19 protein-coding genes are annotated in these 17,126 nt (G+C 48.7%); 15 read left to right on the top strand and 4 right to left on the bottom strand.

All coding sequences use genetic code 11. The features are described from left to right. Positions 1–117 precede the first annotated feature (117 nt). The 4 genes from lolB to TK45_RS01365 all read left to right on the top strand — a co-directional run bounded on the left by lolB (position 118) and on the right by TK45_RS01365 (position 3,561). Positions 118–690 (top strand): lipoprotein insertase outer membrane protein LolB, encoded by a 573-nt coding sequence (gene lolB / locus TK45_RS01380; protein ID WP_165490671.1) that lies wholly within the window; start codon positions 118–120, stop codon positions 688–690. Beyond that, complete coding sequence (gene ispE, locus TK45_RS01375) at positions 675–1,538, top strand: 4-(cytidine 5'-diphospho)-2-C-methyl-D-erythritol kinase (protein ID WP_131256825.1); 864 nt, start codon at positions 675–677, stop codon at positions 1,536–1,538. Before lolB ends, ispE begins: the two co-directional genes overlap by 16 nt. 131 nt (positions 1,539–1,669) lie before the next feature. Next, positions 1,670–2,617 carry a ribose-phosphate pyrophosphokinase gene (locus TK45_RS01370; protein WP_131256824.1) on the top strand — a complete coding sequence of 316 codons (948 nt, stop codon included), beginning with the start codon at positions 1,670–1,672 and terminating at the stop codon, positions 2,615–2,617. Between the two features lie 83 nt (positions 2,618–2,700). Next, on the top strand, positions 2,701–3,561 hold the full coding sequence (locus TK45_RS01365; RefSeq protein WP_131256823.1) for a transporter substrate-binding domain-containing protein: 861 nt from the start codon (positions 2,701–2,703) through the stop codon (positions 3,559–3,561). Here the strand turns inward: TK45_RS01365 and TK45_RS01360 are convergent. Then, a complete protein-coding gene (locus TK45_RS01360; RefSeq protein WP_131256822.1) occupies positions 3,558–3,986 on the bottom strand; it encodes a hypothetical protein in 429 nt (142 codons plus the stop codon). The two genes, TK45_RS01365 and TK45_RS01360, sit on opposite strands and share 4 nt — an antisense overlap. Before the next feature lie 464 nt (positions 3,987–4,450). On the opposite strand from TK45_RS01360, the gene TK45_RS01355 reads away from it, so the two are divergent. The 4 genes from TK45_RS01355 (at position 4,451) to TK45_RS01340 (ending at position 8,158) form a co-directional block, all read left to right on the top strand. Then, positions 4,451–4,963: a DUF3016 domain-containing protein gene (locus TK45_RS01355; RefSeq protein WP_131256821.1), complete on the top strand. Its 513-nt coding sequence runs from the start codon at positions 4,451–4,453 to the stop codon at positions 4,961–4,963. Positions 4,964–5,717: 754 nt separating this feature from the next. Then, positions 5,718–7,160, top strand: coding sequence for a trypsin-like serine protease (locus TK45_RS01350; protein WP_131256820.1), 1,443 nt, complete (start codon positions 5,718–5,720; stop codon positions 7,158–7,160). Between the two features lie 161 nt (positions 7,161–7,321). Further along, a complete protein-coding gene (locus TK45_RS01345; protein ID WP_131256819.1) occupies positions 7,322–7,744 on the top strand; it encodes a MarR family winged helix-turn-helix transcriptional regulator in 423 nt (140 codons plus the stop codon). Between the two features lie 9 nt (positions 7,745–7,753). Continuing rightward, complete coding sequence (locus TK45_RS01340; protein WP_131256818.1) at positions 7,754–8,158, top strand: GFA family protein; 405 nt, start codon at positions 7,754–7,756, stop codon at positions 8,156–8,158. A gap of 40 nt (positions 8,159–8,198) precedes the next feature. Here TK45_RS01340 and TK45_RS01335 read toward each other — a convergent pair whose 3' ends face one another. After that, the gene (locus TK45_RS01335) at positions 8,199–9,089 is read right to left on the bottom strand and encodes a carbon-nitrogen hydrolase (RefSeq protein ID WP_131256817.1); all 891 of its coding nucleotides are present in this window, start codon (positions 9,087–9,089) and stop codon (positions 8,199–8,201) included. Next, entirely contained in the window at positions 9,086–10,123 is a 1,038-nt protein-coding gene (locus tag TK45_RS01330; RefSeq protein ID WP_131256816.1) for an agmatine deiminase family protein, read from the bottom strand. Before TK45_RS01330 ends, TK45_RS01335 begins: the two co-directional genes overlap by 4 nt. A gap of 218 nt (positions 10,124–10,341) precedes the next feature. On the opposite strand from TK45_RS01330, the gene TK45_RS01325 reads away from it, so the two are divergent. From TK45_RS01325 to TK45_RS01300, 6 genes are all read left to right on the top strand, one after another. Beyond that, on the top strand, positions 10,342–10,965 hold the full coding sequence (locus TK45_RS01325) for a 50S ribosomal protein L25/general stress protein Ctc (RefSeq protein WP_131256815.1): 624 nt from the start codon (positions 10,342–10,344) through the stop codon (positions 10,963–10,965). 91 nt (positions 10,966–11,056) lie between these two features. Beyond that, a complete protein-coding gene (gene pth / locus TK45_RS01320) occupies positions 11,057–11,632 on the top strand; it encodes an aminoacyl-tRNA hydrolase (protein ID WP_131256934.1) in 576 nt (191 codons plus the stop codon). A 45-nt stretch (positions 11,633–11,677) separates the two neighbouring features. Next, positions 11,678–12,769 carry a redox-regulated ATPase YchF gene (gene ychF / locus TK45_RS01315; RefSeq protein WP_131256814.1) on the top strand — a complete coding sequence of 364 codons (1,092 nt, stop codon included), beginning with the start codon at positions 11,678–11,680 and terminating at the stop codon, positions 12,767–12,769. 292 nt (positions 12,770–13,061) lie between these two features. Next, a complete protein-coding gene (locus tag TK45_RS01310) occupies positions 13,062–13,658 on the top strand; it encodes a hypothetical protein (RefSeq protein WP_131256813.1) in 597 nt (198 codons plus the stop codon). Continuing rightward, entirely contained in the window at positions 13,648–13,974 is a 327-nt protein-coding gene (locus TK45_RS01305; RefSeq protein ID WP_131256812.1) for a hypothetical protein, read from the top strand. The genes TK45_RS01310 and TK45_RS01305 overlap by 11 nt, the downstream gene beginning before the upstream one ends. A gap of 1 nt (position 13,975) precedes the next feature. Next, positions 13,976–14,362, top strand: a complete 387-nt coding sequence (locus TK45_RS01300; RefSeq protein ID WP_131256811.1) for a hypothetical protein — start codon at positions 13,976–13,978, stop codon at positions 14,360–14,362. Positions 14,363–14,392: 30 nt separating this feature from the next. On the opposite strand, the gene TK45_RS01295 is transcribed toward TK45_RS01300, so the two are convergent. Then, positions 14,393–16,381 carry a methyl-accepting chemotaxis protein gene (locus tag TK45_RS01295; RefSeq protein ID WP_131256810.1) on the bottom strand — a complete coding sequence of 663 codons (1,989 nt, stop codon included), beginning with the start codon at positions 16,379–16,381 and terminating at the stop codon, positions 14,393–14,395. 262 nt (positions 16,382–16,643) lie between these two features. Between TK45_RS01295 and TK45_RS01290 the strand changes: the two genes are divergently transcribed. Next, positions 16,644–16,919 (top strand): hypothetical protein, encoded by a 276-nt coding sequence (locus TK45_RS01290; protein ID WP_131256809.1) that lies wholly within the window; start codon positions 16,644–16,646, stop codon positions 16,917–16,919. Positions 16,920–17,126 lie beyond the last annotated feature (207 nt).

The raw sequence follows: 17,126 nt of genomic DNA, 5'->3' as shown, positions 1-17,126 counted from the left end.
TTAGTAGCGTTATTGCCGGATTTATTTTCAGCGCGGCATTGTACGCAAAAGGTGAAACTATTGAAAGCATCTGCCTGCTTGTGTTCCCATATAGGCCTTATTCAACAGGGATGCCCTATGCGATTACTTTTCGCTTTGCTGATTTTGCTCGCGCTGACGGCCTGTCAGGCGCCGCGTGCAGTGCGCCTCAATGCCGACTCCGAAGCACACCAGACCCAGTTAACCACATTACAAATCTGGCAAATCAGCGGCCGTATTTTGTATAAAGACGCCAACGAAAAACACAGTGCTTATATCAGTTGGCAGCAAAATCAGGACGATTTTGATATGGCTATTACCACGCTTATCGGCACCCGTGTAATGGGCCTGAGCCAGCGTCAAAACCTGGCCACCCTGACGCTGGATGATGGCGAATATCAGGATACCCAGACTGAAAATCTGCTATGGCGCCTGACCGGCTGGCATTTACCCACAAGCCAGTTGCCACAATGGCTCAAGGGGCAATTCAACGGTTACGCGGCACCTTCTTTTGCCCCTGAAGGCTGGTTACAAAGCCTGACTGCCGATAACTGGCAAATACAATACAGCGACTACCGGATTGTCGATGGGGTTGTACTGCCCCATCACATCACGCTCATAGATAATCAACGTTCAATCAAAATAAAAATCAGCCAATGGACACTCAATTAATGCGCTGGCCGGCGCCTGCCAAACTTAACCTGTTTTTACACATTTTGGGTCGCTTACCCAATGGCTATCATCAGTTGCAATCGCTGTTTCAGATGCTCGATTTTGGCGATGAGTTGACCTTTGAGATAAATCCAAACGGCATGATTTGCATGCGTGAACCGTTAGCGGGTGTCAATGACGAAGATAACCTGATTATCCGCGCAGCACGTTTGCTGCAGCAGCGTAGCCAAAGTCCGCTGGGCGTGACTATTGGCCTGACCAAGCGTTTACCTATGGGCGGTGGCATTGGCGGCGGCTCATCTGATGCAGCGACTACCCTGCTGGCACTCAATTATTTATGGCAAACTGGTTTAAGCGAAGATGAACTGGCTGAACTGGGGTTAACCCTCGGCGCAGATGTACCGGTTTTTATACGCGGACGCACGGCTTTTGCCAACGGCGTGGGAGAGCAATTAATCCCGCTGCCACAGCCTGAATATTACTATGTGGTACTGGCTCCCAATTGCCACGTGAGCACCGCGGAAGTCTTTGGTTATGCGGATTTGCCGCGTAATACACAGCCTATTGGGCCAGAACGTTACGACTTTGACACCACCCGAAATGATTGTCAGGAAAGGGTTTTTGCCCTGTATCCCGAAGTTGCAAACGCCTTTGGCTGGTTGTTAGAATACGCGCCGTCGCGCATGACGGGCACAGGGGCATGTGTATTTGCCCGCTTTACGGATCGTCAGCAAGCAGAAGAATGCTTTGCCGCCCGTCCGACACATTTAGGTGGTTTTGTCGCAAAAGGCGTTAATGAATCACCAGTAATTACCTTACTGGCAACCCTGCAGGAAAAGAGCAAATAGGCAGGGAAAATGAGCAATAACGACCGCATGATGCACGGCGCATCAGCAGGAATTTTACTTACAACCGGCTATGCTACATGGCGGGTATGACAATTTGATGAAAGCGTAAACCACCAACCGAGGATCACAACGTGCCAGATATGAAGCTCTTTGCAGGTAATGCCGTACCCGAGCTTGCTCAGAAAATCGCCGACCGCTTGTACACCAAACTAGGACACGCCAGTGTCGGACGATTCAGTGACGGTGAAATCAGCGTCGAGATCCATGAAAACGTCCGCGGCTCCGATGTCTTTATCCTCCAATCTACCTGTGCTCCTACCAACGATAACCTGATGGAATTAATTGTGATGATCGACGCCCTGCGTCGCGCATCGGCAGGCCGTATTACTGCGGTTATTCCTTACTTTGGTTATGCCCGTCAGGACCGTCGTGTGCGTTCTGCGCGTGTACCGATTACCTCTCGTGTGGTAGCTGACTTTTTGTCTAACGTCGGGGTTGACCGCGTTCTGACCGTTGACCTGCACGCCGAGCAGATCCAGGGTTTCTTCGATGTACCGGTAGATAACGCCTTTGGTACGCCAATTCTGCTGGAAGACATCCGCAGCCGTCAGTGGGATAACCCGGTGGTGGTATCGCCTGATATTGGTGGTGTGGTACGTGCCCGCGCTTTGGCTAAGTTACTCAACGATTTGGATTTGGCGATTATCGACAAACGTCGTCCACAGGCCAACGTGGCTCAGGTAATGCACATTATCGGTGATGTATCCGGCCGCGATTGTATTATCGTCGACGATATGATTGATACTGGTGGCACCCTGTGTAAAGCCGCCGCTGCGCTTAAGGCTGCGGGTGCGAAACGCGTATTTGCTTACGCTACCCACCCGGTATTCAGTGGAAACGCGGTTGAAAATCTGAAAAATTCAGAGCTGGATGAAATCGTCGTGACCGACAGTATCCCGCTAACGGACGAAATGCAGAAACTGAACAAAGTCCGTCAGTTAACCCTGTCGAATATGCTGGCCGAAGCTATCCGCCGGGTGAGCAACGAAGAGTCTATCTCTGCGATGTTCGAATACTAAGAGATAAACAGGGCTGTCAATCGACAGCCCTTTTACTTTATCGGACCAACTATCAGCTTTACTGCGTCACTACAGATTGCGTTATGTTACGACTTCTATTGCTTTATATCGGTATGTTAAGCCTATCTGTGTCGGCCATGCAGCCTCAGCACGTGGTTTATCCCGGCACAGCAGAACGTAACGACTACGCGCTGGCGGTATTAAAGCTGGCGCTGTCTTATCACCCAGAAAAACACTATCTTGCAGTGCCCTTTGGTACGGATATGCCCAAACCACAAACTATGTTGAAGCTCGAGCATAATGACGGCATTGATGTGTTGTTTGGCAGTGCTACAAAAGAGCGTGTCGAGCGCTTTCAGGCGGTACATTTTCCAATTATGCGCGGCATGTATGGGCTGCGATTGGCATTAATCAATGCTGAAAATCCCAATCTGTTAGCCAATGCCACAGCGCGTGAATTGCGCAATCTTACAGCAACGCAGTTTCACGCTTGGACAGATACCAAAATACTCCAGGCCAATCATTTCGATGTATTTGCAAGCAGCGGCTATGACAATATGTACGAGATGCTGGCGCGCGGTCGCGTACATTATTTTCCACGTGCCGCGATTGAAATTGAGCACGATCTGGGCCAACACCAGGGTCTTCCCATCGTCATCGATCAGCATATCCTGCTGGCCTACCCTGCGGCCTATTACATTTACGTCAATAAAGCCAATGACAAGCTGGCAAACGACATTCTGACTGGCTTAGAACGTGCGCTCAGTGATGGCCGGTTTGCTGCGCTATTTACAGAGTATTTTGCCAGCACCATTGAGCGCCTGAATATTGATAACCGTCGGGTTATTCACCTACACAATCCATTCCTGCCCGATGGGGTTCCCATACAACGCAAAGAGTTGTGGTTTAACCCGGGCGAAACGGCAGCGGCAACGCAGCATTAATCCCGCATCATACTGCCAATTTTTTCCATATCTGCATATTGTGCATAAGAAGTAATTGCAGTCATTACTGAGTCGTTATTCATCAGTTCCTGCATGGCTACCTGGCCTACCAGCTCAAATGCTTTTTCAACCGCCTGTGGATCAGACTTTTGTGCCACTTTGAATTCAGTCGCACAGTTTTCGGTAAGTAGACGCGTGATCAAACCACCTACAAATTTATCCGTAGCATTTTTGTCCGATTGACTTATGTTGGAAAACTGCTCAATTTCAGGGTGCGCAGCCATAGCAAAGTAAATCCACTTCGCCAGCGTTTTTCGTTCTTTGCCATTTAATGCGTCAACCAGACAACGCCCGAATTCAGCGGTATTAGCCTGCACACTCATACTTGATAACGCAACCATACCCGCCACTATCCATTTTTTCATAACAACTCCCTCGGTAATTACAGGATTAAAAGCCCTACGCTAATCTGCATAACGCCAAAAAACCAGTAGAAATTACCCTATGTCGGATAACGCCTCACTCAGCAGTGCATGACTGTCGCCGGCATGGATGCTCTTATCACCAGAAAATGCTCGCTTTATTGACCTGTATCCCTTCCCAATCGTATTTATTCCGACAATGAATAACATGGGATGATTTAGTGTTAGTTAAGCCCTGCAGGAAACTCGCAATGTAAATTAAAAATAGGCTTCTTGCATATTTAAACGTTTGCTACGTATTTGTTTCTTTGATTTGAAAATAAAGATATGTCACGTTGCTTGACGTGCACAGTATCTCATACCAGTATGGTTTTTGTGCGATTCGAAAGCACGCTGGTTTAAAACGAGTAGTCAATATACTTTCCTCATGGAACAAGAGTGTTTAACTAGAAAATCAAGGTGTGATTATGAAAATATTCAAAGCGTTATTTGCGTCAGTACTAATGACCCTTTCAGGTGCAGCAGCAAGCGCTGTAAACGTAGAATTTAGTGATGTAAGCAATTTCAAAGATGTCAGAGCAGGCGCGAAAAACTCAATTAAATTCATTGAGAATTTGAAGGCTGATTTAACATATACTTTCAAAAAGAATCTGGATGATATGCCTGATGATTTATTCGTGAATGTGACGTTTCTCGATATCGATTTAGCCGGTGTGGCGGCTGCAAAACTCCCATACCACCGCAGATACATCAGAGAAACCGATTACCCTCGCATGAAATTTCTCATTGAGATAAAAGATAAATCAGGGAACGTCATTTTATCACAGGTTCAAAACATAAAAGAAAAAGCCATAGAGCATACGCTGGCTGATAAACGTAAACTGGCTGATGGCGAAACGCTTTATCTGGAAAAAAAGCTTATCAATCAATACTGCCAGGAAATATTGATTCCTAGCCTGAAAATTTTAGACAACATTTAACCAGATCGTTACTACGTCAGTAGCAGCCTTTTGAGTAAGGCTGCTACTATTCAAGACCAAGAGGAAGCGCTTTTTGGTTTATTCCAATCCGCATGTAGACATAACACTTCACCCTGCCAAATTCATAAACCAACCACTTGATACACCAATAATTTCAGACATATATTGACTATCTATACGGACACCTGTTTTTATCTAACGCGCTTACAGTCTTATAAACGTTTTATGCACTCAGGGGATGCAATAAAATTGAAGTCTAATGGAATAGCAATTGCTCTCATTTTTATTTTAGTACTTGCTGCTTACCCTACAGGTGCATGCGGTTGCATCGACGACGATACAATCCCAACTTTTGTCAAAACATTGCTGTATTTCTTTTATCTCATTCCAGCACCCATTCTGCTTTTAGCGTTAGGGGCACAGGTCAAACATATTGGCTATTACTTCCTTATTTTTGTACTGTCGTGGTTCTCATGGTTGTATCACGAGTTTTTTATCATCCTCTTGCCTACGTTACCGACAATTGGCATGGTTTGGTTGATGCGCAAAAACGCACTTAATAAGCCAACATAGTTTGCTCACTTGCGTTCGCTGGGTGTGATTCTCAATTAAATTCGATTTTTGGACGAAGTAAACCCAATCACACTCAAAGGCTACCTATCGGCATTACGCCTGTGGCGGACAATACACTTGAGTTGCAGTCCACTGCCGCGGACTTTTGCGGTGGCCTTAGAGCGCAATACAAGGAACCGGAATGAAGTATTTAATTTATATACTGATTGCGTCGACACTTGCCCTTCATCAGGCCAGCGCAATTGTTATCCGCCATGATGTAAATGATCAAAAATACCTGGCGCTTGCAGAGCAGTACTCCACGTCTGTTGCGTATGTTGGCGGATGTGCTGCCACCCTGATTGAGCCAACCTGGTTATTGACCGCAGCCCACTGCGTAGAAGGCAAAGAAACCTCACTTTTTCGGGCCAGGCATCTGGAAAAGCCATACCGGATTGCATCGATAATTGTACATCCGAGCTTTACCCGCGCTCATGATGAAAACCATGACATCGCATTAGTGCAGCTTAAAGATCCGATCCTTACCGGTCAGCCTGTCAAACTCTACCAACTGCAGAATGAGTTAAATCAGCCGGTGGTGTTTGTCGGGCGCGGAACCTACGGCAATGGGCAGGATGGCCTGATCAGAGATGATTACCAACAACGAGCGGCAACCAACACCGTCGATGCGGTTACAGAACAAGTAATTGGCTTTACCTTTAATGATCCACAAAACGCTACGGAATTTGAAGGTATCAGCTCGCGCGGCGACAGCGGCGGCCCAGCATTTATTGAGCAAAATAATCAGTTATATGTCATTGGCGTCAGCTCCTATCAGGATGGACGTGGATATGCTGAAGGGCATTATGGCGTCGGCGAATATTACACCCGGGTGTCGACCTACTATCCATGGCTGAGTGAGATTATTCATCAAACCCCAGCAGCGACAGTGACGCAACATGAGCTGATTGTGCAGCTACAAAATAACGATTTAGCCGGGTTCGAGCGTTCGTTGGATAGTGCTCGCCTCCCCGCAGCGCCCGTATTGGAAGAGCTATTTTATCAGGCTGTTTTGCACAACCGCCCTGCGTTTGCAACTGCGTTAATCCAACACGGCGTGCAGATTGAAAACGTAAGGATTCATACCATGTCGGTGTTTGAATTTGCCTTACTGGAGAAGCGCAAAGACTTGTTCAAACAATTGCAGTCGGATTTGACAGATCGCCAACGACTTCATCATCCTGACAGCGCAGTACTGCCCCGGTTTATTGCGGCATTTAAAGATGATCCCTATTTGCTCACTGGCGCAACACAACTGATTAAGCAAGGCGCCAACCTGAACGCGCAAACCAGCGGCGGTGACACTGCACTGATTGTGGCTGGCTGGAACACAAATAACCATGAGTTAGTTCGCTTGCTGGTCGATCAAGGTGCCAATATCAATCTTGCCAACAATAATGGTGACACGCCCAGTATGGACGCGGCCTATTTGGGAAAAATTCAGAATCTGCAGCTATTTATCAAAAACGGTGCCGACCTGTCGTTAAAAAATAAACGGGGCAACAGCGCATTAGATTTAGCTAAACGCAAACAGCATCAGGACGTGATTGACCTTCTCACCACCCACACCGAAACTGAGCACTAATCGCCCCTTTTAGCGCGTTAGTCAAATGTAAAGGTATGTCAGGCAGTGTACTTGTCTGTACTGGCATCGCTTTAGTTCCTCTCTTTTGCCGGTCAATATTATTGACTGGCCACAAAATTCAAATATACTTTACAACTCAAGTATTATTTGAGTACAAATAAATGAGTGATACAGCCAAATATGCGGACATAAGCAAGAGTCTGTGGCTCAATAGCGCCAGAGTCTCTAAGCATTTAGATAGCAGCCTGGGAGCGATTCACGGTATCGGCCTGACCGAATATATGGTGCTGGATAGCCTGATGTGCGCACCAAATCAAGCGCTTCGCCGCATTGATATTGCTGAAGCGCTAGCCCGTACCGCCTCCGGAATCACCCGTATATTGTTACCGATGGAAAAACTCGGATTGGTTTGCAAAGACATTAATCAGCGGGATGCGCGGGTTAGCCTGGTCAAAATCACGCCCGTAGGGCAAGAGTTGTTCCAGCACGCCACCACCACGCTGGAAGCGAAATCGGTGGCGTTACTCAAAAATATCGACAGCAAAAGCGCGGATAAATTTATCGCGCTACTCAACAGCATTTAAGGAAGGCAAATGACTGCAATTACAGGGAGTTGTGTGTGCCAGGCGGTAAAATTCAGCGTTGAAGATCAGTTCCTCTATGCCGGATATTGCCATTGTTCACTATGCCGCAAAGCATCAGGGGCGGCCGGTACCGCTATCGGAGGAATTCAGGCCGACAAGTTCAGGGTGCTCAGTGGTCAGGCGCAGATCAAACGGTTTGTGCGGTCTGCTGAGTCCGTCACCTGCTTCTGCACCAACTGCGGCTCTACCCTGTTTGGTGAGAAACCTGCGTCTGGTCTGATACATGTGCGCTATGGCGCGCTAGATAGCAGCCCCAGCCTGCGGCCACAGGCACATATGCATGTGGCTTCCAAACCTGATTGGTACGAGATTACCGACACCCTGCCGCAATTCAGTGAATTTCCGCCGATGTGACCAACAAAAAAGCCGGGATTACCCGGCTTTTTTAATGCTGTTAATCGCGCCAGCGGCGCACCAAATCGCCGTAATCGTCGATACGACGGTCGCGGAAATAAGGCCAGATGCGTTTGATTTTCTCAGTGCGCGCCATATCCAGCTCTACCAACAGGTTTTCTTCCTGATCGGCGCTAGCCTTAGCCAAAAACTCACCCTGCGGACCGGCAATAAAACTCTGACCCCAGAACTGAATGCCCGGATCGCCTTCCGTTGGCGAAGCTTCAAAGCCGGTACGGTTGGCCACCACCACAGGCAGCGAATTTGCTACCGCATGGCCGCGCTGAATGGTTTCCCATGCACCATGCTGACGGGTGCGCTCTTCCGGCGTATCAGTCATATCCCAGCCAATGGCGGTGGGATAGAACAGAATATCGGCACCGGCCATCGCCATCAGACGCGCCGCTTCCGGATACCATTGATCCCAGCATACCAACACGCCCAGTTTACCCACGCTGGTCTGAATGGGGGTAAAGCCCAAATCGCCCGGGGTGAAATAAAACTTCTCATAAAAACCCGGATCGTCAGGAATATGCATTTTACGGTATTTACCTACCATGCCTTCCTGACGGTCGAATACCACAGCGGTGTTGTGGTAGAGGCCACTGCCGCGTTTTTCAAATAGCGAAGTAACCAGCACGATATCCAGACGTTTGGCTAAATCGCCAAAAAAGTCGGTCGCCGGACCAGGAATGGGCTCAGCTAAATCAAAGTAATCGGTGTTTTCTTCCTGACAAAAATACAGCGTGCTGTGCAGTTCCTGCAGTAACACCAGTTGCGCGCCCTGTTTTGCCAGCGCTTCAACCTGTTCGGCGCTGCGTTGCCAGTTCAGTTGCTTATCGTTGCCGGCAACGGCCTGTTGGACCAGGCCCACTTTCAGTTTGTTTGTCATAACTCAATTACTCCCCGACCAAACTGGTCGCTAAAGGCCGGCTTAAATGTTCCCACCGGAACCTGCATACTAATACAGTGCAGGCTGCCGAATTGTTGCACCAGTGGCAAACAATTCACCGCGACGATGCGATGATTTGGATAGGCTTTTTGCATCACAGCAATTGCCTCATCATCTTCCGGTTGTTGATATACCGGGCACAACACCTGGCCGTTATTAATTAAATAGTTTGCATAAGATGCCGGCAGACGCTCACCATCCTGATTAAAAATCTCAGGCAGTGGCAGTTCAAATATCTGGCAATCCGGACGATCCGCGCGCACTTCCTCAACCAGTGCCTGCAATCCGGCAAAATGGTCATCCTGCGGGCGGTTATAGCAGCTTTGAATTACCAGGCCCTTATCTGGGGTAAAGCGCACCAGGGTATCGATATGCCCATCGGTGTCATCACCTTCTAAATGGCCGTTTTCGTAAATGCTAACCTTGGTGGCACCCAAAAACTCCATAAAACGCTGTTTATAGATGGCCAGTGGCATTTCGCCGTTACGCTCGGGGTTCTGCAAACACAGTGAGGTGGATAACAAATGCCCCTCGGCATCGATTTCCAGCGCCCCACCCTCGCACACCATATCTATGGTTTGCAGCGGTTTATTCAAGTGCGCGGCAAAAATTCGCTGATTGATCTGGTTATCTTTACTGGCGTCGAACTTGTTACCCCAGCCATTAAAGGTGTACTCAACCGGGGTCAGGTCGTCCAGCGTGAGGAATCCATAGTCGCGTAACCAGGTATCGTTATAGTCCGCCTTAACCAGCAGCACAGAGGCGGCATCACCTGCCAACTGATGAAAACGTGGGATTTTTTCAGGGCGGATCAACAAGACCACCGCGCAGTTTTCCGCGTTGATATGCTGGATCAGATTTACATAAACCTGCTCAACCTGGCTCAACCATGGCGCCCAATCGGTTTGCTCATCCGGCCAGGCTAAAATCACGGCTTCCTGCGCCGCCCACTCAGGCAACAATCTGTGTTTCATCGTACTCTCGGCACTTGTAAGAAATAAGTGCGGAATTATAGACACTTAGCCAATCAACACCAGCATCAGAGGCGACTTTTTCGCGGTTTTTTCAGTTGTGTGTTGCTTGCTCAGCGTGCTAGAATTCGCCGCCTTTTTTATTGGCTTGGCTGATAGGAAAGATCATGTGTGTTTTTGGTCGCGGAAACACACGAATTCAACTAATTGGAGTTTTTATAATGTCTCAAGCAATTTTCAATCTGGATGCAGTAGTCCGTACTGACCTGGGGAAAGGTGCGAGCCGCCGCCTGCGTCATGAAGACAAAGTACCTGCTATCCTGTACGGTGCTGGCAAAGAGCCGGTTGCCCTGACTCTGGAGCACAACGAAGTAATTCAGGCTCAAGAGTTCGAAGCTTTCTACAGCCACGTTCTGACTCTGAACATCGGCGGTGAAAAAGTAGAAGCACTGGTAAAAGACATGCAACGTCACGCATACAAGCCAAAAGTTACTCACATTGACTTCCTGCGCGTTGATGCAACACACGCTGTAACGGTTACTGTTCCACTGCACTTCATCAACGAAGCAACTTCTAAAGGTGTTAAAGAGCAAGGCGGTCACGCTGAGCACCACCTGGCTGACGTTCAAGTAAGCTGTTTAGCTGCTGATCTGCCAGAGTTCATCGAAGTTGACCTGCAAAACGTTGAACTGGGTCACACCGTTCACCTGTCCGAGCTGACTCTGCCTAAGGGTGTTACCCTGGTTGAGCTGGCCAAAGGCGCTGATCACGACCAAGCTGTTGTGACTATCAAAGCTCCTAAAGGTGGCGCTGCTGAAGAAACTTCAGAAGAAGCTGCTGAGTAATTTGCTTTAAAGCATTGTCCGGCTGCCACCATTAGGTGGCAGCTTTTTTTTAGGAGCCAGTTAAGTGACTCAATCCACTAATGACAATGCCATTCACCTCATCGTTGGGTTAGGTAACCCCGGTGCGGAATACGCGCAAACCCGCCATAACGCTGGTGCCTGGTTTGCCGAATTATTGTGTCAGCGATTTAATGCTCAGCTAACACTGGAAAACAAATTTTTTGCCCGCACTGCCCGCTTCAATATCGAAGGTCAGGAAGTGCGTGTAATGATCCCCACCACATACATGAACCTAAGTGGTAAGGCCGTCTCCGCTGTGGCGAACTTTTACCGTATCGCCCCTGCCAATATACTGGTTGCCTTTGATGAGCTGGACTTGCCAGCCGGTGTCGCCAAATTTAAATTCGGCGGTAGTTCGAGCCAAAACGGGATCAAAGATATCGTGTCCAAGATGGGCAATAATCGCGATTTTCATCGCTTGCGCATCGGTATTGGCCACCCGGGTGACCGCAATAAAGTCACCGGTCATGTGCTGGGTAAGCCCGCACAGGACGAACAAACTAAAATTGATGCAGCCATTGATGAAGCTGCCCGTTGCGTGGAGGTCTGGTTTAAACAGGATCTTCTCAAAGCTACGCAACGTTTACACAGTTTTAAAGCGCCATAGCGCAACACTATTTACGCGCAACTGCGCATTGACGAGGATTCACACATGGGTTTTAAATGCGGCATTGTTGGATTACCCAACGTCGGCAAATCAACTTTGTTCAACGCGTTAACCAAAGCGGGCATCGAAGCAGCTAACTTCCCGTTTTGTACCATTGAGCCAAACACTGGCGTGGTACCTGTACCGGATTTGCGCCTGGATGCACTGGCCAAGATCGTTAACCCTCAGCGCGTGCTGCCTACTACCATGGAATTCGTGGATATCGCCGGCCTGGTAGAAGGTGCATCGAAAGGTGAAGGCCTGGGTAACAAGTTCCTGGCTAACATCCGCGAAACCGATGCGATTGGTCACGTTGTTCGCTGTTTCAACAACGACAACATCGTGCACGTTGCCGGAAAAGTCAGTCCGAAAGATGATATCGATGTCATCAACACCGAACTGGCGCTGGCAGATCTGGAAACCACCGAAAAAGCCATGCTGCGCGTAGCAAAGCGTGCAAAAGGTGGTGACAACGACGCCAAATTCGAAATGAAGGTACTGGAAAAGGTTAAACCGCACCTGGATGAGGGCCACCTGCTGCGCTCACTGGAATTAAGCAAAGAAGAACATGCTGCCATCGCATATATGAACTTCTTAACTCTGAAACCGACCATGTACATCGCCAACGTTAACGACGATGGCTTTGAAAACAATCCGTTACTGGATCAGGTTAAAGACATCGCGGCGGCCGAAAATGCCGTGGTTGTGGCAGTCTGTGCCGCCATCGAAGCAGAAATCGCTGAACTGGAAGACGACGAAAAAGCCGAGTTTATGGAAGATATGGGGCTGGAAGAGCCAGGCCTGAACCGCGTTATCCGCGCCGGTTATGATTTGCTTAGCCTTAACACTTACTTCACCGCGGGTGTCAAAGAAGTGCGCGCCTGGACCTTCCCGGTTGGCTCAACCGCGCCGCAGGCAGCCGGTAAAATCCATACCGATTTTGAAAAAGGCTTTATCCGCGCCGAAGTCATCGGCTTTGATGACTACATCGCCAATAACGGCGAGCAAGGCGCCAAAGACGCAGGTAAATGGCGTTTGGAAGGTAAAGAATACCGCGTCAAAGACGGCGACGTGATTCACTTCCGTTTTAACGTGTAAACGTTTCAAAAAGCTCCCAGACGGGAGCTTTTTTATTGGCTAATCCGCCCCAACACATCCGCATCCTTGACGTAACTACACATAATCACTAGGTTTTAAGCAATATAGTGGTGGTTGTAGATACTTTTTACGCGCGCGTTATCCAGGTCTTTCGGTAGTTACCCCCGGGTACATTGACCAGGCTTATCCGGACAATTACGGAGGTCCCGATGCCACATATACCGATGTCCAGCCCCATTTATGTTGATGGCGCATCCCAACGCTTGCATGCCCTGTCTCTGTGGAGTCAGCCATGAACGACCAATACGCCTCGCTGGTCGTTACCTCTGCCATTTTGATGCTGCCAATTATCCCCGCCGCCATCATCTATTTGCTGCTGACCCCGAAAAATGCCAAAAACAAAAACGAATCCAGTGGCGAATATGAAGGCCAGTTTTTCAACGCGGGTAAATTCAAAATGCGTTTTAACGTATTTGGCTCTACCGCCACCTATATTCTGGTGCTGGCGGCGGGTTATCTCATTCATTCCGATATTGAGCGACAACATCAGAAGCAGCTGTCGATGCAAAACCAGCAGGCTTGGCTGGTCGAAGTCCCGGTCAAATTGCGTGATGAAAACGGCCCGCTACAAGCCAACAATCAGGAAATGCAGCAGGTGATGGTTACGCTGGAACCCGGCAATCTGGATGCCTCTGCCAGCCGGGTGGAATTTTGGGTGGTACCCAGCAACGAAAAATTCCCCACCGCCAATTTTTCCATGGCAGGCGCGCTAAATCGCGAAACACTGGATCTCAACAGTGAAGAAAAGGTCATCCGCGACCACAGCAAACGAAAATTAACCAGCACCGTACCCGTGTGGCTGGAAGTGGGGGCACCCTATGCGCAATAAACCTTATCCTATTAAACGCTGGGCAATATTACTGCTGTTATTGGTCATCAGCCCGATTGCCAACGCTACCGACGTGCGCGGCCGGGTGGAATTTCGCGCCCGTAATGGCATGAATTACCCGATGAATGGCGCGTTTGTGCAATTTTGTATCGTCAACACCAACAACTGCGCCGGTTACACCACAGGTTACGATGGCATGTACTATCTACGCCTCGTGCCGGGTGCCTATTACATCGTGATCAATGGCCGCGTGTTTCAGCAGATTTCTGTGCCGAATACACGCAATATCGATATTCCGCCGATAATTGGTAACTGATATGAAACGCCTGCTACTTGCAACCTATTGTTTGTCCTTGCCTGCGCTGGGATGTGATGTGGAGGTCGATGGCCAGGACCTGTTAAATATGTTGCAACAGTCTGGACACAGGCCCGAACACAGCTGTTTTGAAGCGGATCTGAGTAAAAATCACTTCTTCGCCTTTCCCGAACAAGATTGTGAGGTAATTTTTGACAGCAATGATTGGCTCTCAAGTGACTGGCAGGTAAAACGCGTGATGGGTAATGGTACGTTTAGCTTAAAACGCGAAGCTTCTCAGTTGATTATTACCATCGACGCGGCCGGAGGCTTTCGTCTTGGTACGTTGGTTTTCAGCACTGACGCCGAAGACTGCAATGATATTCAGCTGGAAGATATCCTTAAATAGCCTCGCCAGCCCGGCTTATCTCCTTTTCAGTTAACGCAACTTGAATTGATCAATCATCGCGCGTGCTTTACCGAAATTATCATTTAACGTCGCCATCAGGCCGTTGGCGGATTCACAGCGTTCGAGGGTTTTTTCTGCTGTCGTGGCGACATGCAAAACGTTGTGGTTAATATCCTGACTCACCGTAGTTTGCTCTTCGGCTGCTGATGCAACCTGAGCAAGAATATCGTCCATTTCCTGCATAATGCGAGAAAGCTGTGCAAGATCCTCAGCGCTATGGTACACCCGCTCTGATGCCTGCTTAGAACTATTCTGGCTCTTTTCCATTTGTGCTTGCGCGCCATCGCTGCTGGCACGTAATGCATTAACCAGACTGTAAATTTCTTCAGTGGACTGTTGAGTCCGTTTGGCCAGATTACGCACCTCATCGGCCACCACCGCGAATCCACGACCTTGCTCGCCGGCACGCGCAGCCTCAATCGCCGCATTCAACGCCAGCAAATTGGTCTGTTCGGCTATGCCTTCAATGGTATTCACCAGCCCCTGAATCGATTGGCTGCTCTCTACCAATTTACGTAAAATCGCGTCAGTTTCGTCGATTTCACGCAGCAGGGTATCAAAGGTGCTGCGGGTGTTGTTCATGGTGGTGGTAGTACTCACCAGCTTAGTCCGGATTTCGCTACTTTTACTCGCTGCATCCTGCATATTCCTCGCAATTTCGCCGCTGGTTTGCGCCATTTCGGTGACCGCGGTGGCAATCATACCAGTCTGATGTTGTTCCGTCTGTGAGGCTTTATAGGTTTGCTGAGTACTGTTATCCATCGCGGATAGTGACGAACCGGTTGCCGAGATGCACTGGGCAATTTTCAGCATGGCCTCGCTGACTTCTGCAATATGACGATTAAATGCACGCGCGATGGCACCCAATTCGTCATAGCCATCATCGTTGATCTGTTTTGAGAAATCCTTATCTTCGGCGGCCGATTGCAACATTGTGCGGATCGTTGCGACACGCTTGCGCAAATGCCGGTACTGCAAAGTAAGGTACCAAGCCACGGCGGCAGAAAACGCCGCTACCAGCAACAACCAGAGCCAGCGTTTCCATACCAGCGTACTGGCATCCGTTTCCGCTTGCAGCACGATTTGCGCCGCCAGATTGTCGGCCAGATTTTTAATATCACCTATGCGGTTAGTCGCTATGGCAAACCAGTCTGCCGGCCCATTAATCATGTTGAGGTCTGCGGTATTGCTGAATTGATTGGCTATGGTGGCAACCTGTTGCCAGTGGGTGAGCAACTTGTATTCGTTTAAAGCTTTGAGTGTGTCGGCATCGGCTAGGCGTTCAATTTGCTGCATGTAATGGCGTTCATCCAGCATAAAGCGGCTGATTTGCTCATGCCGGCGTTCGCCGGTTTGGCCAGCAGCAAACACGCCATTGAGCGCTCCGCGCACCTGCCCGGCCCGTTCTTTCAACCATAACAAGCTCAGCCAGGTCGACACTTTGGCGGACAAGTCAGGATCGTTGATGTCAGTGCTGGCCAGGCGGATCCCATCCAGCGCAACCGTGTTGATATTGGAATAAAAGCCAAATGCTTGGCTACCCTGCAGCTTATCCACATCAGAGCGCAGCGTTACCTTACCCGCCAGCGCCTGATTCAGGGGTGTGAAAATATGCTCAATATCTTTGGCTGGTATCGCTTCAAGCTGATTGCTTTGGATCAGGCTCTGTAAATTCTCTACCGCGGCATCCGCTTTTAGCCGCTGGGCTTTCACGGCATCGCCATTTTTCTCGCCGCGACTGCCCAAGAAACCCGCCGTCAGGCCGCGTTCCACTGCATGCTGATGGGCTACATTATCCAGCGCTTTGGCCAGAAGTACCGTCTGTTCGGTTCGGCTTGCCGCTTCGATATCCTGGTTAATTTGCCCAATCCATAACCAGAAACCCACACTGGCAAGGGCAGAAGGCAACAGGAATGCCATAAGTAACAGACGGTTTATGGATAACGCGGGAAACAGCACCTGTGGGTTCTCCTGTAATTTTCGACCAATCCAGTATAGAACAGCGCCGAAATTAGCAAGTATTTGTTGTAAAGCCCGCGTCCATTCCCGCAATGATAATGGACTCTACTCTTTAAAAAGCGCACAGAATTACCTGCATAGACTCTGTAAGTAGCTGTTTTTTTTATATTTATTTCATCACATTCACTTTACATGAATTGGTTTCTTATCTAGCTTATTTTTGTAGCCGTAAGTTGCTACTCGTAATTCTAAGGAGAGATAAATGAAAAAATTACTATGTACGTTAGGTGTCATAGGTGCGGTACTTTCTGCAGTTGGTTGTAATAGTACAAACACCACTCAAGACGGCTTTGCGCAAAGTAGTCTGAATAACGAAAAACGCTCAATGGAATGGTGTCAGGAAAACTATTCATCTGCGTCTGTGAGCACCAAGCAAAGACAGAATAATGCACGTTTCTGTGATTCAGGTGCACGAGCGGCCTATAATGAGGCACGCGAAAAGGCAGAAGCCCCGGAAAAAACCGACTCTGTTCAATAACGCTTAACTCATTAATGCGGTGACGCTGTTGTTCGAGTCACCGCCATTCCCTATTTGATTCCCATCTAATCCAAACGGCCACTATTGTTCGTAACTTACAGCAACCATCAGATGCTTTGCAGAGCGTAAAAATGTAACGAGTTTTTACAGATAATGCTCTGTTTGACACTTTAAGGTACATTGGCAAACTTTGGTCAGTTTGACCGT

Source organism: Bowmanella sp. JS7-9 (assembly GCF_004329715.1).
GTDB lineage: Bacteria > Pseudomonadota > Gammaproteobacteria > Enterobacterales > Alteromonadaceae > Pseudobowmanella > Pseudobowmanella zhangzhouensis.
This window is presented reverse-complemented; position numbering and strand designations above follow the sequence as displayed.

What these genes read in the sequence shown, in the direction of transcription:
- lolB (WP_165490671.1), top strand. Translation starts at nt 118, where the DNA reads ATGCGATTACTTTTCGCTTTGCTGATTTTGCTCGCGCTGACGGCCTGT.
- ispE (WP_131256825.1), top strand. Translation starts at nt 675, where the DNA reads ATGGACACTCAATTAATGCGCTGGCCGGCGCCTGCCAAACTTAACCTG.
- TK45_RS01365 (WP_131256823.1), top strand. Translation starts at nt 2,701, where the DNA reads ATGTTACGACTTCTATTGCTTTATATCGGTATGTTAAGCCTATCTGTG.
- TK45_RS01360 (WP_131256822.1), bottom strand. Translation starts at nt 3,986, where the DNA reads ATGAAAAAATGGATAGTGGCGGGTATGGTTGCGTTATCAAGTATGAGT.
- TK45_RS01355 (WP_131256821.1), top strand. Translation starts at nt 4,451, where the DNA reads ATGAAAATATTCAAAGCGTTATTTGCGTCAGTACTAATGACCCTTTCA.
- TK45_RS01350 (WP_131256820.1), top strand. Translation starts at nt 5,718, where the DNA reads ATGAAGTATTTAATTTATATACTGATTGCGTCGACACTTGCCCTTCAT.
- TK45_RS01345 (WP_131256819.1), top strand. Translation starts at nt 7,322, where the DNA reads ATGAGTGATACAGCCAAATATGCGGACATAAGCAAGAGTCTGTGGCTC.
- TK45_RS01340 (WP_131256818.1), top strand. Translation starts at nt 7,754, where the DNA reads ATGACTGCAATTACAGGGAGTTGTGTGTGCCAGGCGGTAAAATTCAGC.
- TK45_RS01335 (WP_131256817.1), bottom strand. Translation starts at nt 9,089, where the DNA reads ATGACAAACAAACTGAAAGTGGGCCTGGTCCAACAGGCCGTTGCCGGC.
- TK45_RS01330 (WP_131256816.1), bottom strand. Translation starts at nt 10,123, where the DNA reads ATGAAACACAGATTGTTGCCTGAGTGGGCGGCGCAGGAAGCCGTGATT.
- TK45_RS01325 (WP_131256815.1), top strand. Translation starts at nt 10,342, where the DNA reads ATGTCTCAAGCAATTTTCAATCTGGATGCAGTAGTCCGTACTGACCTG.
- ychF (WP_131256814.1), top strand. Translation starts at nt 11,678, where the DNA reads ATGGGTTTTAAATGCGGCATTGTTGGATTACCCAACGTCGGCAAATCA.
- TK45_RS01310 (WP_131256813.1), top strand. Translation starts at nt 13,062, where the DNA reads ATGAACGACCAATACGCCTCGCTGGTCGTTACCTCTGCCATTTTGATG.
- TK45_RS01305 (WP_131256812.1), top strand. Translation starts at nt 13,648, where the DNA reads ATGCGCAATAAACCTTATCCTATTAAACGCTGGGCAATATTACTGCTG.
- TK45_RS01300 (WP_131256811.1), top strand. Translation starts at nt 13,976, where the DNA reads ATGAAACGCCTGCTACTTGCAACCTATTGTTTGTCCTTGCCTGCGCTG.
- TK45_RS01290 (WP_131256809.1), top strand. Translation starts at nt 16,644, where the DNA reads ATGAAAAAATTACTATGTACGTTAGGTGTCATAGGTGCGGTACTTTCT.